At 69.2% G+C, this 24,178-nt stretch carries 19 protein-coding genes; 15 read left to right on the top strand and 4 right to left on the bottom strand.

Features of this window, described 5'->3' with window-relative positions; translation table 11 throughout:
* The first annotated feature begins 121 nt into the window (after positions 1 to 121).
* Positions 122 to 1,201, top strand: coding sequence for an ROK family glucokinase (locus tag ACX80H_RS15605; RefSeq protein ID WP_459314411.1), 1,080 nt, complete (start codon positions 122 to 124; stop codon positions 1,199 to 1,201).
* A gap of 30 nt (positions 1,202 to 1,231) precedes the next feature.
* Here ACX80H_RS15605 and ACX80H_RS15610 read toward each other — a convergent pair whose 3' ends face one another.
* A complete protein-coding gene (locus ACX80H_RS15610; RefSeq protein ID WP_459314321.1) occupies positions 1,232 to 1,762 on the bottom strand; it encodes a hypothetical protein in 531 nt (176 codons plus the stop codon).
* Between the two features lie 281 nt (positions 1,763 to 2,043).
* On the opposite strand from ACX80H_RS15610, the gene ACX80H_RS15615 reads away from it, so the two are divergent.
* Positions 2,044 to 2,910 (top strand): lysophospholipid acyltransferase family protein, encoded by an 867-nt coding sequence (locus tag ACX80H_RS15615; RefSeq protein ID WP_459314322.1) that lies wholly within the window; start codon positions 2,044 to 2,046, stop codon positions 2,908 to 2,910.
* 130 nt (positions 2,911 to 3,040) lie between these two features.
* Positions 3,041 to 4,390: a class II 3-deoxy-7-phosphoheptulonate synthase gene (locus ACX80H_RS15620; protein WP_459314412.1), complete on the top strand. Its 1,350-nt coding sequence runs from the start codon at positions 3,041 to 3,043 to the stop codon at positions 4,388 to 4,390.
* Positions 4,391 to 4,573: 183 nt separating this feature from the next.
* Here the strand turns inward: ACX80H_RS15620 and ACX80H_RS15625 are convergent, their stop codons facing one another.
* Together ACX80H_RS15625 and ACX80H_RS15630 are read right to left on the bottom strand one after the other, a co-directional pair.
* A complete protein-coding gene (locus tag ACX80H_RS15625) occupies positions 4,574 to 6,559 on the bottom strand; it encodes a protein kinase domain-containing protein (RefSeq protein WP_459314323.1) in 1,986 nt (661 codons plus the stop codon).
* 133 nt (positions 6,560 to 6,692) lie between these two features.
* Entirely contained in the window at positions 6,693 to 8,252 is a 1,560-nt protein-coding gene (locus ACX80H_RS15630; protein ID WP_459314324.1) for a LysM peptidoglycan-binding domain-containing protein, read from the bottom strand.
* A 306-nt stretch (positions 8,253 to 8,558) separates the two neighbouring features.
* Between ACX80H_RS15630 and ACX80H_RS15635 the strand changes: the two genes are divergently transcribed.
* Positions 8,559 to 8,912, top strand: a complete 354-nt coding sequence (locus ACX80H_RS15635) for an Rv2175c family DNA-binding protein (protein WP_459314325.1) — start codon at positions 8,559 to 8,561, stop codon at positions 8,910 to 8,912.
* Positions 8,913 to 8,968: 56 nt separating this feature from the next.
* Here the strand turns inward: ACX80H_RS15635 and ACX80H_RS15640 are convergent, their stop codons facing one another.
* Entirely contained in the window at positions 8,969 to 10,093 is a 1,125-nt protein-coding gene (locus ACX80H_RS15640; RefSeq protein ID WP_459314326.1) for a polyprenyl synthetase family protein, read from the bottom strand.
* A 171-nt stretch (positions 10,094 to 10,264) separates the two neighbouring features.
* On the opposite strand from ACX80H_RS15640, the gene dinB reads away from it, so the two are divergent.
* The 11 genes from dinB (at position 10,265) to ftsW (ending at position 24,162) form a co-directional block, all read left to right on the top strand.
* Positions 10,265 to 11,623, top strand: coding sequence for a DNA polymerase IV (dinB, locus tag ACX80H_RS15645; RefSeq protein ID WP_459314327.1), 1,359 nt, complete (start codon positions 10,265 to 10,267; stop codon positions 11,621 to 11,623).
* Between the two features lie 230 nt (positions 11,624 to 11,853).
* Positions 11,854 to 12,231: an SCO2097 family morphological protein gene (locus ACX80H_RS15650; protein ID WP_459314328.1), complete on the top strand. Its 378-nt coding sequence runs from the start codon at positions 11,854 to 11,856 to the stop codon at positions 12,229 to 12,231.
* A gap of 383 nt (positions 12,232 to 12,614) precedes the next feature.
* On the top strand, positions 12,615 to 13,046 hold the full coding sequence (gene mraZ / locus ACX80H_RS15655; protein ID WP_459314329.1) for a division/cell wall cluster transcriptional repressor MraZ: 432 nt from the start codon (positions 12,615 to 12,617) through the stop codon (positions 13,044 to 13,046).
* A 266-nt stretch (positions 13,047 to 13,312) separates the two neighbouring features.
* Complete coding sequence (rsmH, locus tag ACX80H_RS15660; RefSeq protein WP_459314330.1) at positions 13,313 to 14,314, top strand: 16S rRNA (cytosine(1402)-N(4))-methyltransferase RsmH; 1,002 nt, start codon at positions 13,313 to 13,315, stop codon at positions 14,312 to 14,314.
* Positions 14,311 to 14,997, top strand: coding sequence for a cell division protein FtsL (ftsL, locus tag ACX80H_RS15665; RefSeq protein ID WP_459314331.1), 687 nt, complete (start codon positions 14,311 to 14,313; stop codon positions 14,995 to 14,997). Before rsmH ends, ftsL begins: the two co-directional genes overlap by 4 nt.
* Positions 14,998 to 15,051: 54 nt before the next feature.
* Positions 15,052 to 16,842: a peptidoglycan D,D-transpeptidase FtsI family protein gene (locus ACX80H_RS15670; protein WP_459314332.1), complete on the top strand. Its 1,791-nt coding sequence runs from the start codon at positions 15,052 to 15,054 to the stop codon at positions 16,840 to 16,842.
* A gap of 57 nt (positions 16,843 to 16,899) precedes the next feature.
* Positions 16,900 to 18,513, top strand: a complete 1,614-nt coding sequence (locus ACX80H_RS15675) for a UDP-N-acetylmuramoyl-L-alanyl-D-glutamate--2,6-diaminopimelate ligase (RefSeq protein WP_459314413.1) — start codon at positions 16,900 to 16,902, stop codon at positions 18,511 to 18,513.
* A 6-nt stretch (positions 18,514 to 18,519) separates the two neighbouring features.
* Positions 18,520 to 20,082, top strand: coding sequence for a UDP-N-acetylmuramoyl-tripeptide--D-alanyl-D-alanine ligase (locus ACX80H_RS15680; protein WP_459314333.1), 1,563 nt, complete (start codon positions 18,520 to 18,522; stop codon positions 20,080 to 20,082).
* Entirely contained in the window at positions 20,079 to 21,179 is a 1,101-nt protein-coding gene (mraY, locus tag ACX80H_RS15685; protein ID WP_459314334.1) for a phospho-N-acetylmuramoyl-pentapeptide-transferase, read from the top strand. The genes ACX80H_RS15680 and mraY overlap by 4 nt, the downstream gene beginning before the upstream one ends.
* Complete coding sequence (gene murD / locus ACX80H_RS15690) at positions 21,176 to 22,753, top strand: UDP-N-acetylmuramoyl-L-alanine--D-glutamate ligase (protein WP_459314335.1); 1,578 nt, start codon at positions 21,176 to 21,178, stop codon at positions 22,751 to 22,753. The genes mraY and murD overlap by 4 nt, the downstream gene beginning before the upstream one ends.
* Positions 22,753 to 24,162, top strand: coding sequence for a putative lipid II flippase FtsW (ftsW, locus tag ACX80H_RS15695; RefSeq protein WP_459314336.1), 1,410 nt, complete (start codon positions 22,753 to 22,755; stop codon positions 24,160 to 24,162). Before murD ends, ftsW begins: the two co-directional genes overlap by 1 nt.
* Positions 24,163 to 24,178 lie beyond the last annotated feature (16 nt).

The following is a 24,178-nucleotide window of genomic DNA, read 5'->3' on the forward strand; positions in this document are numbered from 1 at the left end:
GCTTCAGACTATAGGGTTACCCGCTCGAATTACCTTCCAGTACTGTACGAATCGGTAACGACGGCGCGCCATCGCGCAGCACAGGACGAGGAACAGGACGAGGAAGGACCGTATGCCGATCATGCCCGAGGCGGCCGGCCCCCATGCCCGTCGGCTGCGCACCGAATACGGTCTTGCGTGGCGCGGCAACGGCCCGCTGACCGCACGGGCCGCGCGCAGCACCTTCCCGAATCCCTCGCGGCGCGGCCTCTCGGTCGGCGTCGACATCGGCGGGACGAAGGTCGCAGCGGGCGTGGTCGACGTCCACGGGCAGATCCTCGCCGAAGCGCGCCGCGCAACCCCGGGTCAGGATCCACGCGCGGTCGAATCCGTGATCACCGACCTCGTCCGGGAGCTGTCCGCGGACTACAGGATCCGTTCGATCGGCATCGGGGCGGCCGGGTGGATGGACCTGTCCAACAGCACCGTCCTGTTCAGCCCGCACCTCGCGTGGCGCAACGAGCCACTGCGGCGGAACCTCGAGAAACTGCTCCGGCGGCGCGTGACCGTGGTGAACGACGCCGACGCCGCTGCCTGGGCCGAGTGGCGGTTCGGCGCGGGCCGCGGGGAGTCACGCCTCGTCTGCGTCACCCTCGGCACCGGCATCGGGGGCGCGATGATCCTGGGCGGGCGCGTGGAGCGCGGTCGGCATGGCGTCGCGGGGGAGTTCGGACACCAGATCATCGTGCCCCAGGGCCACCGCTGCGAGTGCGGCAACCGCGGGTGCTGGGAGCAGTACGCCTCGGGGAACGCGCTGGGACGCGAGGCACGGGAACTTGCCGCAGCGAACTCCCCGGTGGCCCAGGCGATCATCGCGGCGGCTCAGGGCGACGGCGCGGCCATCACGGGCGCGCTCGTGACCCGCCTCGCGATGGAGGGGGACCCGGCGTCGCGGGAATTGGTCGACGACGTCGGGCAGTGGCTGGGACTGGGGCTGGCCAACCTGGCCGCCGCCCTGGATCCGGGCACGTTCGTCATCGGAGGCGGCCTGAGCGCCGCCGGCGACCTGTTGCTCGAGCCTGCCCGGCGGGCTTTCGGAAGGAACCTGACGGGCCGCGGTTTCCGCCCGGCCGCACGCATCGAACGCGCGGCCCTGGGGCCCGAGGCCGGGCTGATCGGAGCGGCGGACCTGTCCCGCCTGCTCTCCCGCAGCGGAACCTGACCGGTCACCGGCCCACCGGGAGGGGCAGCGCTAGACCTCCGCGCCGTCGTCCCCGATGTCCCGGTTCTTCGGCAGCTTCGTCACGAGGTAGCCGGCACCCGCAAGGAAGATCGCCAGGACTCCGAGCGTGGCCGCCAGCGGCGCGTTCCGCCAGAACATGGCGAACAGGAGGAGCAGGATGGGCCCGCCCGCCGCGCCGATCCAGGCGAGGACCGTCAGGGGGTCGCCCGAGCCGAGGGGCGGGGGCTCCTCCGGTGTGAAGCCCTCGTCGTCCTCCGGCTCGACGGGCGCGGAGTCCCGCGGCCCGCTGGGGTGGAAGGGCTGGTTGCGGAAGATCGCGTCGGCACGCTCGCGGTCCGTGGGTCCGCCGGCCCCGGATTCGCCGCGCGCATCGGTCCGTCCCCGGCCGACGCCACCGTCCGGGTCCGTCCGTTCGGCGGCGGAGGAACCGGAGGCGTTCGGCCCCGGGGGATCCGCAGAGGTTCCTTCGAGGCGCGCCACGAGGTCCTGCCAGACTGCGTCATCCGTGGATTCGTTCGGTTCCTGACCTCGGGGGCCCATACGTTGCTACCTGCCGTCGCGTGCTGCGGCCCGGGTTCGGAGGATGTCCGGCCGGCGTCCTGGAAATCTGAGGGCGTGCTGATTCAATCGTGGACATCCGGCGCCCCTACGTCAACAGGCCGCTCCCCAGCCGGTCCTGGCTCCCGAACTGCCGGTCTGCGGGGTCGGGTTCCGGAGGATCGCCGCCGTCGAAAGACCCCGGCGCCCTTAGAGTAGGCTTCCACAGGAAAAAGCGGGCGGCATGCCGGATGCCGCACCGTCCATGCAGGGAGGCTGGCAGCGTGTTCTATTGGGTGATGAAGCGGATCATCGTCGGTCCGATCCTCAATCTCCTCTTCCGGCCGTGGGTGAAGGGTCTCGACAACATCCCCTCGTCGGGACCGGCGGTGATCGTCAGCAACCACCTGTCCTTCTCCGATTCGATCTTCCTGCCGATCGTCGTCCCGAGGCCCGTCGTCTTCCTCGCGAAATCCGAGTACTTCACGGGCAAGGGCGTCAAGGGCAGGCTCACCGCTCTCTTCTTCCGGTTGTCGAACCAGTTGCCGATGGACCGCTCGGGCGGCGCGGCGTCGTCGTCCTCTCTGACGGCGGGCATGGACATCCTGAACGAGGGCGGCATCCTCGGTATCTACCCGGAGGGGACCCGCAGCCCCGACGGACGCCTGTACCGCGGCAAGACGGGGGTCGCGAAGCTGGTGCTGGCCACGGGCGTGCCGGTGATCCCCGTGGCGATGATCGGCACGGACAAGGTGCAGCCCATCGGCCGCCGCATCCCCAACATCCGCCGGGTCGGCATCATCATCGGTGAGCCCCTCGACTTCGCCCGGTACGAGGGACTGGAGGACGACCGCTTCGTCCAGCGTTCCGTCACCGACGAGATCATGTACGAACTGATGCGCCTGTCCGGGCAGGAGTACGTCGATGCCTACGCGAGCACGGTGAAGGAGCGCCTGGCAGCGGAGAAGGCAGCAGGCCGCAAGACGCCGAAACCAGGAGCCGACAGCCGCCGGGCCGCCGTGCGCATCTCGAGCGACCCCGCCGGTCCGGCACCGGGTACCGTCACGGAGATCGGCCGGGCCACTTCGGCGGACAAGGCGAAGCCGGCGGACGACACGGACGCCGGACAAGCCGGAACCGAAGCGGTGTGACGCTGCCGGCGGACGTCCCGCCGGCTGTGTGACATCGCGCTAAGCGGCGATGACAGGCCGAATCGGGGGCCGGGCTCGCAGCCAGTAGAATTTCCGTGTGACTGATTCACTAGCTCCCGTCCTTCCGCGTATCGCGGCTCCTGCCTCGTCCCCCACCGCCGGCCTCGATGCCTGGCGTTCGATGACAGCAGTCCAGCAGCCCTCGTGGCAGGACCCGGATGTCTATACCGCGTCGGTCAAGGAACTCTCGAGCCTCCCGCCGCTGGTCTTCGCTGGTGAAGTGGACGTGCTGCGTGAGCGGCTCGCGGCCGCGGCCCAGGGGAAGGCATTCCTCCTGCAGGGCGGGGACTGCGCGGAGACCTTCGACGGTGCGACCGCCGACAAGATCAGCGCCCGCGTCCGCACCATCCTCCAGATGGCCGTCGTCCTCACCTACGGCGCCTCGCTGCCCGTCATCAAGATGGGGCGCATGGCCGGCCAGTTCGCCAAACCGCGTTCGTCCAACGACGAGACGCGCGACGGCGTCACGCTTCCCGCCTACCGCGGCGACATGGTCAACGGCTACGACTTCACGCCCGAGACCCGCGGGCACGACGCGTCGCGCATGGTGAAGGCCTACCACACCTCCGCATCGACCCTGAATCTGATCCGTGCGTTCACGCAGGGCGGGTTCGCGGACCTGCGGCTGGTCCATCACTGGAACAAGGGCTTCATGGCCAACCCCGCGCACTCCCGCTACGAATCGCTGGCGCGGGAGATCGACCGTGCGGTGCGGTTCATGGACGCCTGCGGAGCGGACTTCGAGGCACTGAAGCGCGTGGAGTTCTTCGCCAGCCACGAGGCCCTGCTCCTCGACTACGAACGCGCGCTGACCCGCATCGACTCGCGCACCTCCCTGCCGTACGACACCTCCGCCCACTTCCTGTGGATCGGGGAGCGGACGCGTGACATCGACGGCGCGCACGTGGACTTCCTGTCCCGCGTGCGGAATCCGATCGGCGTCAAGCTCGGGCCCTCGACGTCGGGTGATGACGCGCTCGCCCTGATCGACAAGCTCGATCCGAACCGCGAGCCCGGCCGGCTCACGTTCATCACGCGCATGGGCGCCCAGAACATCCGCGAGAAGCTGCCCAAGCTCGTCGAGCGCGTGACCGACTCGGGTGCCCAGGTCCTCTGGGTCACCGACCCGATGCACGGCAACACCGTGACCTCGCCCAACGGGTACAAGACACGTAACTTCGACGACGTCATCGACGAGGTGCGCGGCTTCTTCGAGGTGCACAACTCCCTGGGGACCTTCCCCGGTGGCCTGCACGTGGAGATGACGGGCGACGACGTCGCAGAGTGCCTCGGTGGGTCCGACCCGATCGACCAGGACGCGTTCATCGAGCGCTACGAGTCGGTCTGCGATCCCCGCCTCAACCACATGCAGTCGCTCGAGATGGCGTTCCTCGTCGCCGGAGCACTGTCCAAGCGCTGACCAGCCCGTTCCCGTTCGCGCAGTGCACTGAAGGCGGCTACCCCCGGTAGCCGCCTTCGGCGTCCCGGATGGCTTCGGGGTCCGGACGGGCTCGGTGTCCGGAGTGGCGGAGCAGTCTGGGTCAGGTGACGGTGATACGGATCGTCGTCCCTTCGGGCTGGTCGCCCGTCGGACTCTGTCCGGCTACGAGGCCGAGGAGAAGGCGTTGGGGACCCGCACAATGCGTGGCCCCCTGGACAGCGTCAAAGTGACGCGCGTTTCCCGCTGCACTTGGCCCGAGGGGCTCTGGCCGAGGACCGCGCCGGCGGGCACGGTGCGGCTGTACCCGGCGGCGTCGTCCACAACCGCCTCCAGCCCCGCCTGCTCCACCGCCGCGACGGCATCCTGTTCGGGCAGGCCCGTGACGTCCGGGACGGCGACCGGCTCGGGACCCAGGGAGACGGTCAGGTCCACGGCGGAGCCCCGGCGCCGCTCGGCGCCCTGCTCGGGTACCTGCCCGACGATGATCCCCGCAACCACCGACTCGTTGTACTGCTCCTCGATGGTTCCCACCGCGAAGCCTTCCTCGTTCAGCGCGGCCCGTGCCGTGGCGAGGGGGACGTCAGCGACGTCCGGCAGCGAGACGACGCCGCCCGGGCCGGACCCGAAGAACCAGCCGGCCGCGGCGGTAAGTCCCGCGAGGAGCACCAGGAGGACCACGAGCAGCCGCACCGAGCGTCGGGCACCCCGGCCGTGCAGGGTGTTCTGCGGTCGTTGGGCCTGCCGTGCCTGCTGCCTCCTGGACGGCGGGCGGACGGTGCTCCCCGTCCGGCCACTGGATGGACGGCCACCGGATGGACGGGCACCGGCGGATCCTTCGTAGCCATGGCGGTGCTGTTCGTCGCCGAACCCGTCCTCGCCGAACCCGTCCTCGCCGAACCCGTCCTCGCCGGAGCCGTCCTCGTCGGAGACGCCGCTGCCGGGGCGAGTACCTTGCGCGGCCCGGTTCGGGAACTCGCCTGTCGGCGTGGCCGAGCCGGAGGCGGCGGACGGCGCGGACGGCGGCGGTGGCACTGCCGGCACTGCGCCGATCACCCTCGTGGCATTGGAGTGCCGGCGGACGACACTCGTCGCGTTGTCCTGATGGGCCGCGTGCGGCAGCACCTCCGTCGATCCGGGCGGGGAGGCAGCGTCCTCGTCACCTTCGGGGTCCACCCGGGAGAGCGCTTTGGTCCGCCCATCGTCCGGGAGCCGCGGAATCGCCGTCGCGGTGAGCTGGTCCTGGTGGAGCGCCGGGGAGGAAGCAGCTGCGGGCGCGAAGTCGAGTTCCTCGTCGGTCAGGGTCTGCCGGATGTGCCGCAGTTCGCCGAGCAGGGCCGAGCCGTCCACCGGGCGGTCCTCCGGGTCCCGCGAGGTGCACCAGAGGACGAGCTCGTCGATGTCCGGTGCCAGTCCGGGGAGCAGCACGGACGGGGCCGGCACCTCCGACTGCGCGTGCTGGATCGCCACCTGGATGGGCGTCTCGCCCGTGAAGGGCTGGTGGCCCGTCAGGAGTTCGAAGAGCAGGACGCCGATCGAGTAGATGTCGCTCTGGGCTTCCGCCGGCCTGCCGAGCACAAGCTCGGGGGAGAGGTAGGCCACCGTGCCGACGAGGGTCGCGGTTCCTGTGGTCGCCGACACCGCGCGGGCGAGGCCGAAGTCGGCGATCTTCACCTGCCCGCCGTCGGACAGGAGGACGTTCTCCGGTTTGACGTCGCGGTGGATCAGCCCGGCCTCGTGTGCGGCCGCGAGCCCTTCGACGACGGCATCGAGCAGGTCCAGCGCACGGCGGGGCGGAAGGCGGCCGTGCTCGCGCAGCACGTCCCTGAGCGTCCTGCCGGGGACGAACTCCATCACGAGGTAGGCGAGCGCCTGACCGCCGATGGTGTCGACGCCCTGGTCGAGGACTCCGACGACACGGGGGTGGGACAGGCGTGCGGCGGACTTCGCCTCCTGCTCGAAGCGGTCGACGAAGCCCGGCTCGTCCGCGAGGTGCGGATACAGGACCTTGAGCGCGACGCGGCGGTCCAGCCGGCGGTCGGTCGCCAGGTAGACGGTGGACATGCCGCCACGGGCCAACCGCGACTGGACGACGTATCGACCGTCGACGGTCGCGCCCTCGAGCGGGTCCTTCCGTTGCTGGTGCACCATCCGATAGTAAGCGCGCGCGGCAGGAGGGGGCGGAACCACCACGCGACCCCGCCCCCGTACCGTCCTCGTATCACGCTGGTGCCCGGTAGGGGCCGTGCCTGTCGGGCACGGCCCCTACCGAGCAGTCCTGGTCCTACCGGAAGTTCTTCTGGTGGGCCTTGATGGATGCGACGTACTGCTTGGTGTCCTCGTACATCCCCCGCGTCTGCACCGAGTACTGGCCCTGATAGTACGAGGCGATGGCGATGTCCAGGGACGGGCTGGTGCGCACCAGCGAGCGGATGATCGCGATGCCCGCTGTCGCGTTGTCGTACGGGTCGAGAAGGTTCAGCTTGCGGCCGACGAGGTCGCTCGCCCACTCCCCGGAGGAGGGGATGACCTGCATGGTGCCGATGGCGTTCGCAGGAGACACAGCCCGCTGGTTGAACCCCGACTCCTGGTGGGCGAAGGCCAGCGCGAGGCTGGGATCCACGCCCATGGAGCGGGCGGTGTCGGCGACGATCTGCTTCATCTCCGCGGGCGATGGCGCGGGGAGTGAGTTGAGCAGTGCCTTGTTGGCGTTCGCGTCGGCAACGATCCTGTCGGGGTAGGTGTAGCCGAGGAAGGTCGAGGGGACGAGGTCGGAGGGAGCGGGAGCAGGAGCAGGTGTGGTGCTCTTGCCCGGGAGGACGAGTTTCTGCCCGGGGTAGATGACCGTGGCCGTCGTCATCCTGTTGGCCGTGAGCAGGGCCGAGAGGCTGACACCGTTGCGTGACGCGATGGCGCCGAGCGTGTCACCGGCCTTCACGGTGTAGGAGCCGGCGGCGGGCGCGGGCGCCGGCTGGGTCGCCTTCGGCGGTGTGGGCTGGGTGGGAGCCTGGCTCGTCCCCGAGAGGCGGAGCTTCTGCCCGGGGTAGATGGTCGAGGTGAGCGAGAGGTTGTTGGCCGTGAGGAGGCTCTGCAGGCTGACGCCGTTCCGTGCTGCGATGGCGCCCAGGGTGTCGCCGGCCTTGACCGTATAGGTGCTGACAGCAGGCGCGGGTGCCGGCTTGACGGGCGCGGGCTTGACGGGCGCGGGAGCCTGGCTCGTACCCGAGAGGCGGAGCTTCTGCCCGGGGTAGATGGTCGAGGTGAGCGAGAGGTTGTTGGCCGTGAGGACGCTCTGAAGGCTGACGCCGTTCCGTGCTGCGATGGCACCGAGGGTGTCGCCGGGCTTCACTACGTAGGTCGTTCCCGAGGAGGGAGCGGCCGGGGCGGGAGCGGGCGTGGCCGCAGGTGCGCTGCCTGTCAGCCGGATCTTCCGGCCCGGGTAGATGATGGTGCGCGCGGTCATCCCGTTGAGCTTGAGGACCGCGTCCGTGGACAGGCCGTAGCGCTTGGCGATCGCCCCGATCGTGTCGCCCGGCTTGATCGTGTATTCACTGGGGACGGTCTGGGCCGCGATGGCGATGTTGCGCGCCGGTACCTGGCCGGCGACGAGGGCGGCAGGCACGACTGCACGCGCGGGAAGCGTCACCGCTGCTGCTGCGATGTGTCGGGTGGAGGATGTCTGCGGGGCGGGGGCGGCCGACGCCGGTTGGGCGAGGGCGACGGAAGAGAGAATCACCGCGGGCAGGGCGGCGGTGGTCACGGCGACGTTCAGGCCGCGCGGGCGTGCGCCGGCAACCTTCCGGCGGTTCCCGTTCAGCGGTGCATTCGATCGCTGGGCAGTCATGTTTCGTTCCTCGTCTGTTGGCGGCTGAGTCCGCGCGGACGCATGTACCCGAAGAGCTGGTCGTGGCCGGGCACCTGCACGTTCTGATGATGCTAGTGAGTTCACTGTTGATACTGTTACTTGTGTGACTCCTGTGAATCTACACGAAAAAGGGCGTAGCACAAGGGGTGCGGAAACCGCGGATTTCTCCCGCCCGGCGTGTCGCTGGGGGAGTGCTCCGGCGTCGGATGGACCTCCCGGCCGCGCCGCAGGTGCCCCGCGGCCTCTCGGGTGGAGTTGGCTGCCGGAGCATGGCACGCTTGGACGGTGACTGACATCGAACAACTCGTCCCGGCCTGGCTCAACCTTCCGGAGGTGGCCGAGGCCCTTGATCTGCCGATCACCAGGGTGCACTCGCTCATCAGCGACCGGTCCCTGGTCAGCGTGCGGATCGGAGAGCGCAAAGTCCGCAGCGTGCCCGCCGATTTCCTGGTCGACGGCGATGTCCTCGACAGCCTGCGGGGGACCGTCGTCGTCCTCGCGGACTCCGGCTACGGCGATGAGGACATCATCCGCTGGCTCTACACCGATGATGAATCCCTTCCGGGTCGCCCTATCGATGCACTCCGCGAAGGACGGAAGACCGAGATCCGGCGTCGTGCCCAGGCAGCCGCCTGGTAGGAGGTCCAGCCTCACCGGTCACGGCGGTCCTGCCTCGGGTCGGCGGGCCGCTGCGTCTACGCGGTCCGGGTGACCGCCGCTTCGGCCAGCAGGTGCAGTGCGCGCCTCGACACGGCATCGATCCCGAGCCCGGCCAGTGCTGAGAAGGCCTCCTCCGACTTGACTGCGATCAGTCGCTCGGTGTGGGCCAGCGCGCCGCTCTCGACGATCAGGCCGCGCAGCATCCCGACCCCGGCGTCGTCCAGGGAGGTGTCGCCCAGCATTGCGTTGATCCCGGCGCGCGCCTTGCTTCCGCTGGACCCCAGGGCGCGCGCGATGAGGAAGGTCCGCTTGCCCTCGCGGAGGTCGTCTCCCGCGGGCTTGCCGGTCACCTCCGGATCGCCGAACACGCCGAGGACGTCGTCCCGGAGTTGGAACGCCTCGCCGAGAGGAAGGGCGAAGGCGGAGTAGGACCGCAGTACCGCGTCGTCCGCTCCGGCCAGCGCCCCGCCGAGCATGAGCGGACGCTCCATCGAGTACTTGGCGGACTTGAACCGGAGGATGTTGAGGGCGCGCTCCTCGGCGACGGCGGGTGCCTGGTCCGGACCGACGGCCTCCTCCAGGAGGTCGAGGTACTGTCCGGCCATCACTTCCGTGCGCATGCGGTTGAAGATCGTGCGGGCGGCACCGGCCGTGGCATCCGGGCACGACGCCGTGAAGAGCTCCTCGCTGAAAGCGAGGCAGAGGTCTCCGGCCAGGATGGCCGCCGACACCCCGAAGCGCTCGGGATCGAGGTGCCAGCCCGCGTCCGAGTGCCGGGCCGTGAACTGCCGGTGGACGCTGGGCCGCCCCCGACGGGTGTCCGACCGGTCGATGATGTCGTCATGGATGAGTGCCGCCGCCTGGAAGAACTCGAGGGCCGTTCCGGCGACGACCGGCGCCGACGCGGACGGTGATCCGCCCGCAGCCCGCCATCCCCAGTAACACAGGAGCGCACGCATCCTCTTGCCGCCCTTCGTCAGGGTGGCGATGCTCGAGATGAGGGGAAGGGACTCGTCGGAGATTCCTGCCAGCACCTCCCGCTGCTCCGCGAGGAAGTCCTCGATCGTCTGCGTGAGCGAGGACCGGAAGCCGTCCTGCTCGGCGGTGACGATGTCGGAGATGGATCCGCCCGTGTCGGGGGTGGCAGGTGCGGACGGCATGGATCTCCCGGGCAGCTCGGCTGGTCGTGGTCCGTCCACTCTATCCGGCGGGCCCGGACGTCCTGCCGTCCGGCTCCCCGAGGACCGTGCCGCAGGTCGGGCAGGCGAGGCAGGCCGGGGAGATGGCAGGCACAGGCCCGATGCCGCGGTGTCGGTGATGCTGCGTACGATATGTCCGTGTCGAACGACGAGGGACCGAGGGCAACAGAACACGCGGAGTGCTCCATCCTGCACATCGACATGGATGCCTTCTTCGTCTCGGTGGAACTCCTCGACCATCCCCACCTACGCGGTGTGCCCGTCGTCGTCGGGTCCCCGTCGGGGCGCTCCGTCGTGCTGTCCGCTTCCTATGAAGCGCGCCGGTTCGGGGTACGCTCCGCCATGCCGATGGCCGTCGCGATGCGGCAATGCCCCACGGCCGTCATCCTGCCGCCCCATCACGGGCGGTACTCGGAGGTGTCGGGGCAGGTCATGCAGATCTTCCGTTCGGTGACCCCCGAGGTGGAGCAGTTGAGCGTGGACGAGGCCTTCCTCGACGTCTCGGGGTCCATCCGGCGGCTCGGCGGACCCCGCGCCATCGGCGAGCAGGTCCGGGCCGAGATCCGATCGTCCCTCGGGATTACTGCGAGCGTGGGAGCCGCGACCACGAAGTTCGTCGCGAAGATCGCGTCGACGAGGGCCAAGCCCGATGGTCTCCTGCTGATCCCGGGGGACCAGACAGTCGCCTATCTGCACACGCTGCCCGTATCCGCGCTCTGGGGTGTCGGTGCGAAGACGCAGGAAGTGCTCGCCCGGATCGGCATCCGGACCGTCGAGGACGTCGCCCATACTCCCCTGCCCACCCTCAGGAGACTGCTCGGGGTGTCGGGCGAGCACGTCCACCACCTCGCCTGGGGAAGGGACCCACGGCGGGTTGTCGTGTCGCGTCCGGAGAAGAGCATCGGCGCGGAGGAGACGTTCTCCAACGACGTCGATGATTCGGACGTCCTGCGGCGGGAACTGCTGAGGCTCGCTCACCGCACCGCAACCCGGCTCCGTGCCTCCGGGTACCGTGCCGGGGGAGTCTCGCTGAAGCTCCGCTACGCGGACTTCTCCACGCTCACCCGGTCGAAGAGGCTCGATGAGCCGGTGGACAGTGCGAACGCCCTCTACGGTGCAGCGACGGCTCTCCTCGCAGCCCTGGGGGAGCGTCCCATGTCCGTCCGGCTGATCGGCCTGCGAGCCGAGTCCCTCGAGACCGGAGGGGACGGCTCCACCCAGCTGACCATCGACCGGCGGGACGACAACTGGAGGATCGCCGAGCGCGCCCTGGACGACGTGAACCGGAAATTCGGGGATGCAGGGGTCGTCCCGGCGGGCCTCCTGTCTCCCCGTCCGGGCGGGCGGCAAACAGTCGGGTCGGGTGACCACACTCCGGGGAACGGTAGGGCCGCTCCCGGACCCGATGGGGCGAACCGGGCGGGAGCGCCATCGGGTTCGGGAGTGCCGCCGGCGCAGCGGGGGGACAATGGACGGAAACCGCGCCGTTGAGCCGATCGGGGACGAATATCATCCGTCGGAACGGCCGATCAACCCCGCATTGTGACTTTGCACCTACCCCGTAGCAAACTAGTCTTTAACCCGGTAGCTCAACTGCCGTGGAGTACGCAAGTCCATCGTCCGGAGCCCGTGGTCATCGACCCTTCCACCGGGAACCTGGTCCGCGTTCGAAACGTTGGTGGGGTGAAGGAACGTTGGTACCCATAATCAAGGAGGCGGTCATGGCACTCTCGGAACACGAGCAGAGGTTGCTTGATCAGCTTGAACAGCAGTTGCATGCCGACGATCCCAAGTTCGCGCACTCGATGGCCTCGGACACCCGGAAGTCGATGTCGACCCGGCGTCTCGTCATCGGATCGCTCATCACGATCGCAGGAATCCTCGTCCTTCTCGCGGGCATCGTCTACCAGAACATCTTCATCGGTGTGGTCGGCTTCCTGATCATGGGCGGCGGAGTGTATTTTGCGACCTCGAAGTCCAGGCAGGTGGAGGCGGGGCAGCCGATGGGCAAGCCGACGAAAGCTGCGTCCGGTGGCAAGAGCGGATTCATGTCCAGCCTCGAGGACAAGTGGGACGAGCGGAAGCGCGACCAGACCTAGCCCCCGGGGCGGCACCCGCCGCCTGTACTCCTGCTGACGGCACATGCTGCCGGAACGCCCAGAAAGAACCCGCCACGGCGGGTTCTTTTTTTCGCGAAGCATCGACGCAGCTTCACTGCAGCTTCACTGCAGCTTCACCGCAGGTCCGACGCAGGCTCACGGCAGCTCCGGGAGCTCTTCCGCTGCGCCCTCCACTCTCCTCCCCGGAACCGCCCCCCACATAGCCCGCGCCCTCACCAGAACGGCCCCGACCGCGGGAGGAGCGACACGCCCCGCGCCGCGCCAGGCTGCGTTGACCGTGGAGAGTTGTGGAGTAAAGTGGGGAATATAAGAGCAAGGCAGCACCGAGCTGGGCTTGGCGGACTCAGAACAGGCGGTCAGGGATGTTCCTCGGAACTCACACCCCCCGCCTCGACGAGAAGGGCAGGCTGATCCTTCCTGCGAAGTTCCGGGAGGAACTGAGCGAGGGGCTGGTCCTCACAAGGGGCCAGGAACGGTGCATCTACGTGTTCAGCATGGGTGAGTTCGAAAGGGTTCACGAGCAGATGCGTGCGGCGCCGATCTCGTCACGCCAGGCGAGGGACTACAACCGCATCTTCCTGTCAGGAGCCTCCGACGAGGTTCCCGACAAGCAGGGAAGGATCACCATCCCGCCGGCACTCAGGAGCTACGCGGGACTGGACCGGGACCTCGCGGTCATCGGTGCAGGAAGTCGCGCAGAGATCTGGGCGGCGGAGGCATGGGAATCGTATCTCGCGGAAAAGGAGGCCGCCTTCTCCGACACGGACGAGGATGCCTTCCCCGGCATCATCTGATCCGGCACCACCAGTACGACCAGAACGACGAGCAGGACCAGCAGGGCACGGACGCAGCAACGACGACGCGGATGGGCAACGTCCCTTGGATGAGATCTCCAGCCGCCGGTGGTTGGACTCCTGGCTTCACTTCCCCGAAGCCAGGCGACGACCTTCCGGCCGGATGGGGATCTGATCCAAGAAGGCGGAGCCTCCTCCCGACAGCCTGCACACACCGAGACGATGTATGACGAGCTGTACCACGAGCTGCAGGGGAGAGAGTGCGCATGGGGGGTGACCGGCCGACGGGTGAGCGACACATTCCCGTCCTCCGCGACCGCTGTGTATCCCTCATCGCTCCAGCCGTCGCCTCCGCCGAAGCCGCCGGACGCCGGGCTGTTGTCGTCGATGCGACCCTCGGGATGGGCGGACACTCCGAGAGCATGCTGGAGCGTTTCCCCCAGGCCCACCTCGTAGGCATCGACCGTGACACCGAGGCCCTCGGGCTCGCCGGCGAGCGGCTCGCCCGGTTCGCCGACCGCACGGACCTGGTGCACGCCGTGTACGACGAACTGCCCGATGTCCTGGCCGACCTGGGCATCGACGGAGTCGACGGCGTCCTGTTCGACCTCGGCGTCTCGTCCCTGCAGCTGGACGAGCGGGAGCGCGGATTCGCCTACTCCTACGACGCGCCTCTCGACATGCGCATGGATACGAGCCGGGGGATCACCGCGGCCGAGGTCGTCAACACCTACGCTGCGGAGGACCTGCTCCGCATCATCCGGACCTGGGGCGAGGAGAAGTTCGCCGGGCGGATCGCGACGGCGATCGTGCAGGCCCGGGAGGTCGAACCGCTCCGGACCACCTCGCAGCTGGTGGACGTCATCCGCAAGGTCGTGCCCGCCTCTGCGGCACGCACCGGGGGACACCCTGCGAAGCGGACCTTCCAGGCGCTGCGCATCGAGGTCAACGAGGAGCTGACCGTCCTCGAGCGCGCTGTACCTGCAGCCGTCGACTCGATCTTGACCGGCGGCCGTGTCGTGGCGATGTCCTACCACTCACTCGAGGACCGCATCGTCAAGAGCGCCTTCACCGCAGGGACGAAGTCCTCCGCGCCCGTCGGTTTCCCGGTGGAGCTCGAGGAACACAAGGCCTATCTCCGTTCCCTGACGCGCGGCACCGAAGCGCCCACGGCGGCGGAGATCGAGGAGAATCCCAGGGCGGCATCGGCCAAGCTGCGGGCAGTTGAACGAATCAAAGCAGGACCCGTCGACAGGAACACCAGATGAGCCAGGCACTGACTGTTGAGAAGCGACACGGCGCTGCGGCCTTCTCGGGGCACGGCGCTCTCGCCGTCGCCCCCGAGCGGCTCGCCGGACGCTACGCAGGAACGTCCCCGAAGCCCCGGACCCCGCTGTCCGTCGTGCCCGCGCGCCCGGCCCGCCGCAGGGTGCCCTTCGCGGTCTTCAGCCTGCTCGTGCTGGCGGCTGCGCTGGCCGCCGTGCTCATGCTCAACATCTCCGTCTCGGGCACGCAGTACGAACTGGTGCAGCTCCGGAACCAGCAGGTCGCCCTGAGCCAGCAGAACGAGGCCCTGGTCCTCGAGATCGAGGGCAAGGAAGCGCCGCAGAACCTGGCGGCCGCCGCGACGAAACTCGGCATGGTCTCCTCGCCGACCTTCGGAACCGTCGAGCTGGATTCCAAGAAGGTGACGGGCACGCCGGAACCTGCGACGGACAGTCCCAAGCCCGAAGCGCTGATTCCTGCTCCGAAGCTAGTCACCGAGCAGCCGGCACCTGTGGCCGTGGAGGCACCTCCGGTCGAAACGCCCGAGGAGGCTGCAGGCACGGGGACCGAAGGCGATGCCGGCCTGGCCGGTGCGGACCCCGGCACCGCGGACCCCGATGTCACAGCGGACGGCTCGGCCTCGGGAACGATCCCGGGTCCCCAGCAGTTCGGCTCGGACGGGTAGCAGGCATACCCGCCGCTCTCCGCCCTGCACGTACTGATCGACAAGGATTCCTCCGTGACCCCTGCACGCACCGGCAGCCCTGACAGCCTGCGCCTGGCCCTCGGCTCGACCCGGCTCCGCGTGGGGCTGGCCTTCGTCCTCGTGCTCCTCCTGGTCCTCGGCGTGCGCCTGTTCCAGCTGCAGGCGCTCGACCTCAACGGGATGGCGCAGGCGGGCCTGTCCAAACGGCTCACCAGCACGGCCGTGCAGCCGATCCGCGGGTCCATCGTCGACATGAACGGCAAGTACTTCGCCCGGAGTGTCGAGCGCTACGACATCGTCGTGGACCAGCGCCTGAGCGCCGTCGAGGAATTCGACCGCAGCGTCCCCGACGCGGACGAGCGTGAGACGGACATCCCGATCGACCAGGGCTTCGCCGAGCTCTCGGCCGTCCTCGGCATCGACGCGGAGACCCTCAAGGGCTCCATCATGGGTGACAAGAGCTTCAACTACGTCGCGAAGTCGGTGACCCCGGAGGTCAAGAACCGCGCCCTGGCCGTCGGCATCCCGGGTGTCTACGCCGACAAGACCAGTGTGCGCACCTACCCGGCGGGCCCGGTCGCAGGGTCCGTCATCGGGTACGTCGGCGCGGACGGCGCCCCCCGGTCCGGGCTCGAGGTCTCCCTCGATGACCAGCTCACCGGAGAGGCCGGCAGCCGCACCTTCGAGATCGGCGGTGACGGCATCCGCATCCCCTACGCGACCAACGAGGACGTGCCGGCCGTGGACGGTGAGAGCGTACGCCTCACGATCGACCAGGACCTGCAGTGGTTCGCGCAGCAGACCATCGCCTCCCAGGTGAAGGACTACGACGCCGAATGGGGCAACATCGTCGTCGTCGAGACGGAGACCGGCGCGATCCGGGCGATGGCCGAGTCGACGACGCTCGACCCGAACGATCCCGAGACGACACCGGCCGATAAGCGCAGCCCGAACTCCGTCAGCGCCTCCTTCGAGCCCGGCTCGACGACGAAGGTCATCACGATGGCGGCAGCCCTCGAGCAGGGACTCATCGAGCCGACGTCGAAGTTCGTCCTCGAGAACCGCTACACGGTGGGCGACCAGACGTTCAAGGACGCGTGGGAGCACGGGAAGGAGAAGCGGACGGCCGCCGGTATCCTGGCGAAGTCGATGAACACCGGAACCGTGCAGATCGGGCAGAAGCTGACCAAGCAGGAGCGCTACGACTGGCTCAAGAAGTTCGGCATCGGTGAGCCGCTCGGCACGGGACTCGGCGAGGAGAACCAGGGCCTGCTGACCACGCCGGACAGCTGGGACGACCGCCAGCAGTACACGGTCCTCTTCGGGCAGGGCCTCACGCAGACCGCCCTGCACACGGCGATGGTGTACCAGACGATCGCGAACGACGGCGTCCGCCTGCAGCCCCGCCTGATCGACGCCTACATCGACCCGGACGGCACCGAGCACAAGGTGCCCGAGGCGGAGGGCACGAGGGTCGTGTCGGAGGAGACCGCGGCCGAGACGCGGAAGATGCTGGAGACGGTCACCGAGGAGGGCTCCGGCAAGTCCGGCGAGCTCGACCAGTACCGGGTCGGATCGAAAACCGGCACGGCCGAGGCCCCCGGCGCCACCGGCGGCTACGACGGCTACACTCTGTCCTATGCCGGGATCGCGCCGATCGAGGATCCCAAGTACGTCGTGGTGGTCACGCTCCAGCGTCCTCAGGGTGACCTGTACTACCTGATTCCCGGCCTGTCCTTCCAGAAGGTCATGCAGCAGGTCCTCAACTCGAACAACGTTCCGGCCTCGACGGCGAAGCCGGACATCTACCCGGTCGAATACTGACCCGGAGGCCACAGCACCGTGCAACTGAACACCTCGCAGGGGGCCCCCGCCTCCCTGATGCGGCCGCGCGCCCCACACCCGGTCGACCTCTCGGCGGCCCTCGCAGCCGCCGGCGTGCCGGCCGGTCCGACGGCGCAGGGCGGGCTTCCCACCGTCACCGGCATCACCATCGACTCGCGGTCGGTCCTCCCCGGCGATGTCTATGCAGCCCTGCCCGGCGCGACCCGCCACGGCGCCGAGTTCGCGGTGCAGGCCGTCCGGGCAGGCGCACTCGCGATCCTGACGGACGAGTCGGGCGCCCGCATCGTGGCCGAGGCGGACCGTGGAGGGGCCGGCGATCTGCGGATGCCGCCGGTCGTCGTCGTCCCCGATCCCCGGAACGCTGTGGGACCGCTCGCCCGCGAGATCTTCTCCGGTCGCCAGGACGACTCGGCAGGTGCCCCTCCGGCCCTGTTCGGCATCACCGGGACGAACGGGAAGACCACCTCCACCTACTTTCTCAATGCACTCCTCGAGGCGCTCGGCAGGACCACCGGACTCATCGGCACCATCGAGATCCGCGCCGGTGCCGGCGCCATCCCCAGCGCCCTCACCACGCCGGAGTCGCCGCAGGTGCACTCCCTCCTCGCACTGATGCGGGAGCGGGGCCTCGATGCGGCATCCATGGAGGTCTCCTCGCACGCACTCGAGTTCGGGCGGGTCGACGGCGTGCGCTTCGACGTCGCCGGCTTCACCAACCTCACGCAGGACCACCTGGACCTGCACGGCACCATGGAGGACTACTTCGCCGTCAAGGCCACACTCTTCACGAAGGAGCGCTGCCGCCGCGCCGTGGTGCTGGTCGACGACGTGTGGGGGCGCAGGCTGGCCGACGTGGCCGACGTGCCCGTCCTGACGGTGCGGACCGGCCCAGGCGAGGACGGGGGAGGGCCGGCAGCGGACTGGACGGTGACCGGCGTCGAACCGAGCGGCCTCGGCCACGCGTTCGTCCTGGCGGGGAGCACGGGGGAACACCTCCGCGTCCGTACCGGCCTGCCCGGGACGTTCAACATCTCCAATGCAGCCCTCGCGACGGTCATGGTCCTCGCGTCGGGCGTCCCGGTGGAGGACGTCCAGCGCGCGCTGGACGCGCACGATCCCTTCACCACGGAAGTGCCCGGACGCATGCAGCTCATCGGCGAGGATCCCGCGGCGATCGTCGACTTCGCGCACAACCCCGACGCCCTCGAGCGGACCCTCGCCTCGGTACGCCGGCCGGGCGGTCGGGTCATCAGCGTGTTCGGGGCCACCGGCCAGCGTGACGAGACGAAGCGCCCCATCATGGGTGCCGTGGGCGCGCGGCTCTCGGACATCCTGATCGTGACGGATGACGACCCGCACGACGAGGACGACGCCGTCATCCGGGCCGCCGTCCGGTCGGGCGCGGATACGGCAGTCCGCGAGGAAGGGCTCGACTGCGAGGTGCTCGAGGTCTTCCCGCGTGCCGATGCCATCGACCGTGCCGTCGCCCTCGCGACGCCCGCCGACACCATCATCATCGCCGGGCGCGGCCACGAGGTATGGCAGGAAGTGAAGGGCGTGAACCTGTCCCTCGACGACCGCGTCGAATTGCGGTCCGCGTTGACAAGGCACGGATTCTCTGTGCTTTCCACCTCCGGGATAGAGTCCTGAACCGTCATGATTGAATTCAGCGCAGCCGAGATCGCGGCACTCACGGGCGGTGTCCTGGTGGGAGCCGGAACCTCCTCCATCATCGTCACCTCCGCAGCCACTGATTCCCGCGAGTGCGTGCCCGGGTCCCTGTTCGTCGCCAAGCCCGGCGAGGAGTCCGACGGGCACCTCTTCCTGGGAGCGGCCTTCGAACGCGGCGCCGTCCTGGCGCTGGCCGAGCGCGAGGTCTCCCGGCCCGACGGGACGCCGTTCGCCGCCGTCGTCGTACCCGATGCCGTCCTCGCGATGGGCGAGCTGGCCGCCGAGACGGTCCGCCGGCTCCGCGGGAACGGAGAGGTGACCGTCATCGGTATCACCGGCTCGGCGGGGAAGACCACCACCAAGGACCTGCTCGCCGGCATCCTGGCGGCCGAGAGGCCGACGGTCGCGCCGCGCGGCTCCTACAACGGGGAGGTCGGGGTTCCCCTGACCGTCTTCGAAGCAGGGTGGGACACGCGGTACCTGGTCATCGAGATGGGCGCCACCAAGCCTGGGCACATCGCGTACCTCGCCTCGCTCGTCCAGCCCGACGTCGGCGTCGTGCTCGGCGTGGGATCGGCGCACGCGGGCGAGTTCGGCGGGGTCGAGAACATCGCCCGGGCCAAGGGCGAACTCTTCGAGGCCCTCGCGCCGTCCGGCACGGCCGTGATCAACGCCGACGACGAGCGCGTCCTCGGGATGCAGGGGCGTACCCGGGCCCGGACCGCCTTCTTCACGTCGACCGACGATTTCAGGGCGGACACGGACGTCGTCCGGGCGCGCAACAGCACCACGACCGCCGACGGCAACCCCTCCTTCCTGCTGGTCTTCCCCGACGGCAGCGAGCACGACGTCGTCTCGCCGCTCCTCGGCCTGCACCACACGACGAACCTGCTCGCGGCGGCGACCGTCGCCTACGAGCTCGGTTGCGCCCCGGAACGCATCGCGTCGAGCCTCCGGGCGCAGGCCGCGGCGAGCCGTTGGCGCATGGAGCGCACCGAGCGCCCCGACGGCGTGACCGTGATCAACGACGCCTACAACGCCAATCCCGAGTCGATGCGTGCGGCGCTCCGCACGCTCGCCGAACTCGGCCGCGGACGCCGCAGGACCTGGGCGGTGCTCGGGGAGATGCTCGAGCTCGGGGACCGCTCCATCGAGGAGCACGACCTCCTGGGCCGCGTGGTGGTGCGCCTCAACATCTCGAAGCTCATCTGCGTGGGGCCCAATACCCGGGCGCTGTTCAACGGCGCCGTGCTCGAGGGTTCCTGGGGCAGCGAGGCCGTCCACGTCGACGACGTCGAGGCCGCCGAGCGGCTGCTCGCCGCCGAGCTGGAGCCCGGTGACATCGTCCTGCTCAAGTCCTCGAACGGCGCAGGACTGCGCTTCCTCGGGGATCGGGTGGCCCGGGCCCTGCCGGCGCCGGCCGGCAGCCAGGGTGACGCCCCGGACGGGCCGCCGGGGAACACCCCGGACGACGATCCGGCCTCCAAGACCGCACACCTCGAAGCCGGCAGTGCACCCGACGCTTCCGGAAAGGCCCAGCAGCCGTGATCGCACTCCTCATAGCCTCGGCCTCGGCACTCTTCTTCTCCCTCGTCGGCACGCCCCTCTTCATCCGGTTCCTCGTGACGAAGGGGTACGGCCAGTTCATCCGCGACGACGGTCCGACGGCCCACCACACCAAGCGCGGCACTCCCACGATGGGTGGGGCGGTGATCGTCGGATCGGTGCTCCTGGCCTACTTCCTGACACACCTGCTCATGATGGCGACAGGCTCGACGGTGGGAGGCCCCAGCGCGTCGGGGGTGCTGCTGCTGTTCCTGACCGCGGGCATGGGACTGGTGGGCTTCGCCGACGACTTCATCAAAATCTCCAAGCAGCGCAGCCTCGGCCTGAGCGCACCGGCCAAGATCATCGGCCAGACCGCCGTCGGTGTGACCTTCGGCGTCCTGGCCCTGAAGTTCCCCGACGACGCCGGACGCACCCCGGCATCGACCGCGATCTCGTTCATCCGTGACACCCCGATCGACCTGGCATTCGCCGGAACACTGGCCGGGGCGATCCTCTTCGTCGTGTGGTCCAACCTGATCATCACGGGGGCGAGCAACGGCGTGAACCTCACCGACGGCCTGGACGGGCTGGCAGCCGGCGCATCTGTCCTCGTCTTCGGCGCCTACCTCCTGATCGGTATCTGGCAGAGCAACCAGAACTGCGGTTCGCCCGGGGCGGGAAGCGTCTGCTACGAAGTGCGGGACCCGCTGGATCTCGCGCTCATCGCCGGCGCCATGTGCGGAGCACTCATCGGCTTCCTCTGGTGGAACACCTCACCCGCGAAGATCTTCATGGGCGACACCGGCTCGCTGGCCATCGGCGGCGCGATCGCCGGGTTCGCGATCCTGACCCGCACCGAGCTCCTCCTGGTGATCCTGGCCGGACTGTTCGTGATGATCACGCTGTCCGTGATCATCCAGGTGGGCTACTTCAAACTGTCGGGCGGCAAGCGCGTCTTCAAGATGGCACCCCTGCAGCACCACTTCGAACTCAAGGGCTGGCAGGAGGTCACGGTGGTCGTCCGGTTCTGGATCCTCGCCGGGCTCTTCGTAGCCAGTGCACTCGGAATCTTCTACGCGGAATGGGTCGTCGGATGAGCGAAGCAGACGGCACCACCGGTGCCCCTCCCTGGGAGACGCCGCGCGTCCGGGACCTGACCACCTGGGATGCCGACTGGGCAGGCCTGCGGGTCGTCGTCGCCGGCATCGGAGCGTCCGGTTTCTCCGCGGCCGACACGCTGATCGAGCTCGGCGCCGTCGTCGTCGTGGTGGACGGCGGTGTTACCGAGGAGAACGAGGCGAAGGCCGACACCCTGCGCATCGTCGGAGCGCATGCCGTGCTGCTCGGCCCGGACTCCGCCGCCTCCCTGCCGCTCGTCGACGGCGAGCAGGCCGACCTCGTCGTGACCTCTCCCGGCTGGCCGCCCACCCAGCCGCTCCTCGCCCGGGCCGCAGCCGCCGGCGTGCCCATCTGGGGCGACGTCGAGCTCGCGTGGCGCGTGCGCATCCGCGAGGGTCGCCCGACCGCCGAATGGCTGACGATCACGGGGACCAACGGGAAGACGACCACCGTCGGCCTGACGGAGTCCATGCTCCTCGCCGCCGGGAAGCGGGCGGTCGCGGCAGGCAACGTCGGCACGCCGATCCTCGACGTCATCCGCGACCCCCAGGGCTACGAGTTCCTCGCCGTCGAACTGTCCAGCTTCCAGCTGCACTGGGCCCACTCCCTCTCGCCGCTCGCGAGCGTCTGCCTCAACATCGCCGAGGACCACGTGGACTGGCACGGCAGCTACGAGGCCTACCTCGCCGCGAAGGCCTCGGTCTACGAGCGGACGAAGATCGCCTGCATCTACAACGTCGAGCAGCGCGAGACGGAGGCGATGGTCGAGGAGGCCGACGTCGTCGAGGGCTGCCGGGCCGTCGGCTTCACGACCGGCATGCCGTCCATCAGCATGATGGGCGTCGTCGAGGACCTGCTCGTGGACCGCGCCTTCATCGAACAGCGTAAGGATTCGGCCGCCGAGCTCGCCTCCGTCAGCGAGCTCGGGGAGGTCGTCCCGCGGCACCTGGTGGCCAACGCCCTCGCCGCTGCGGCCCTCGTCCGCGCCGCGGGCATACCGGCGTCGGCAGTGCGCGACGGCATCCGGGCTTTCCAGCCGGGGGACCACCGGATCCAGGTCGTCGCGAACGAGGGGGGAGTGCTCTGGATCAATGATTCGAAGGCCACCAATCCCCATGCGGCCTCGGCGTCGCTGGCCTCGTTCTCCTCCGTGGTCTGGATCGCCGGCGGGCTGTCCAAGGGAGTCTCCTACGACGACCTCGTGAAGACCCACGCACGGCGTCTCCGGGCCGTCGTGCTCCTCGGCGAGGACCCGGAACCGCTCCTGGGCACCCTCTCCCGACACGCACCCGATGTTCCGGTCTCCCTCCACCCGAGCCTTCACACTGGACAGGGGAGCGGCGACGGGTCGTCCGATCCGGTGACCGGCGATTCCCTGATGCAGTGGGTCGTTGCCGAAGCAGGGCGTCTCGCCCGGGACGGCGACACGGTCCTGATGGCTCCGGCCGCTGCCTCTATGGACCAGTTCTCCTCCTATGCGCACAGGGGTGCCGCCTTCATGGCGGCCGTCGGTGCACGTGGCGGACAGGGGACAACCGCGAAGGAGTCGTAATGGTGGCCACCCCAACCAGGCCCGGAGGACGCAAGCCCTCCGTCCGGCCGGTCCGGACCAAGGAGACGGGCAGGACCGCCGGCCCCGGCAACGCCCTTCCCGCGGGCAGCACGACCGCCGGGAGTGCCGCCGCCAGGGCGCGGACCATCAAGCCCGGCGGGCCGGCGACGGCGGAGCACCCCACCGGCTCCGGGCAGGCAGGCATGGGCATCCGTGCTCTGGTGAAGCGCGGCTGGACCTTCCTCGAGGGCTCCGACCGGGCCCCTTCCGGGTCGAGCTACTACCTGATTCTCGGTGCGGCCCTCGCGCTGACCGCCATCGGGCTGATGATGGTCCTCTCGGCCTCGTCCGTCGAGGCCATCTCCGAGGGCAAGCACACCTTCGACCTCTTCCTCAAGCAGGCCATCTGGGCCGGTGCGGGCCTCGTCCTGATGCTCGTGCTGTCCAGGCTCGGCCCCCGCGCCTATAAGGCACTCGCGTGGCCCAGCCTCGGCATCGCCATCGCGCTGCTGATCCTGGTGCTCGTGATCGGCGTGGAGATCAACGGCAACAAGAACTGGATCCGCATCGGCTCCCAGACCTTCCAGCCGTCCGAACCGACGAAGCTCGCACTGGCGCTCTGGTTCGCCGCCGTGCTCGAGCGGAAGAAGGCACTCATCCGGGATTGGAAGCACGCCATGATCCCGGCGCTGCCCCTCGGCGGCCTGCCGATCGGCCTCGTCCTCATCGGCGGGGACCTCGGAACCGGACTCGTCCTCATGATGATCGCCGGAGCGGCGCTGTTCTTCGCGGGTGCGCCGCTCAAGCTGTTCTCCCTCGCCGGAGCGGTCGCGCTGGCGGGGTCCCTCCTGATGGTGGCGACGAGCTCCAACCGCGGCGGGCGCATCAGCGCGTGGCTGGGCCTGAACTGCGACGACGGCGCGGACCTCTGCCTGCAGTCGAACAACGGCCTGTTCGCCATGGCCTCCGGCGGCTGGTTCGGTGTGGGGATCGGACAGAGCCGGCAGAAGTGGAACTGGATCCCGGAAGCGCACAACGACTTCATCTTCGCGATCATCGGCGAGGAATTCGGGCTCATCGGCACCCTCGTCGTCGTGCTCCTGTTCGGCATCCTCGCGGTGGCCACCATCCGGGTGGCGCTGCGCTACACCGACCCCTTCGTGCGGATCCTCATGGCGTCCATCCTCGTCTGGATCATCGGCCAGGCCTTCGTCAACATCGGCATGGTCACGGGCCTGCTGCCCGTCATCGGCGTACCGCTGCCCTTCATCTCCTACGGCGGCTCCGCGCTGACGTTCACGCTCGCCGCCGTCGGCGTCCTGCTGTCCTTCGCGCGGAAGACCCCGCACGCGTCCGTCCCGGCAGGCGCCCCTGCCACCACCTCCGGAAGAAGCCACATCCTTTCATGACATCCCCCCCTGAACG

The sequence above is a fragment of the Arthrobacter pasteuri genome (assembly GCF_054510955.1).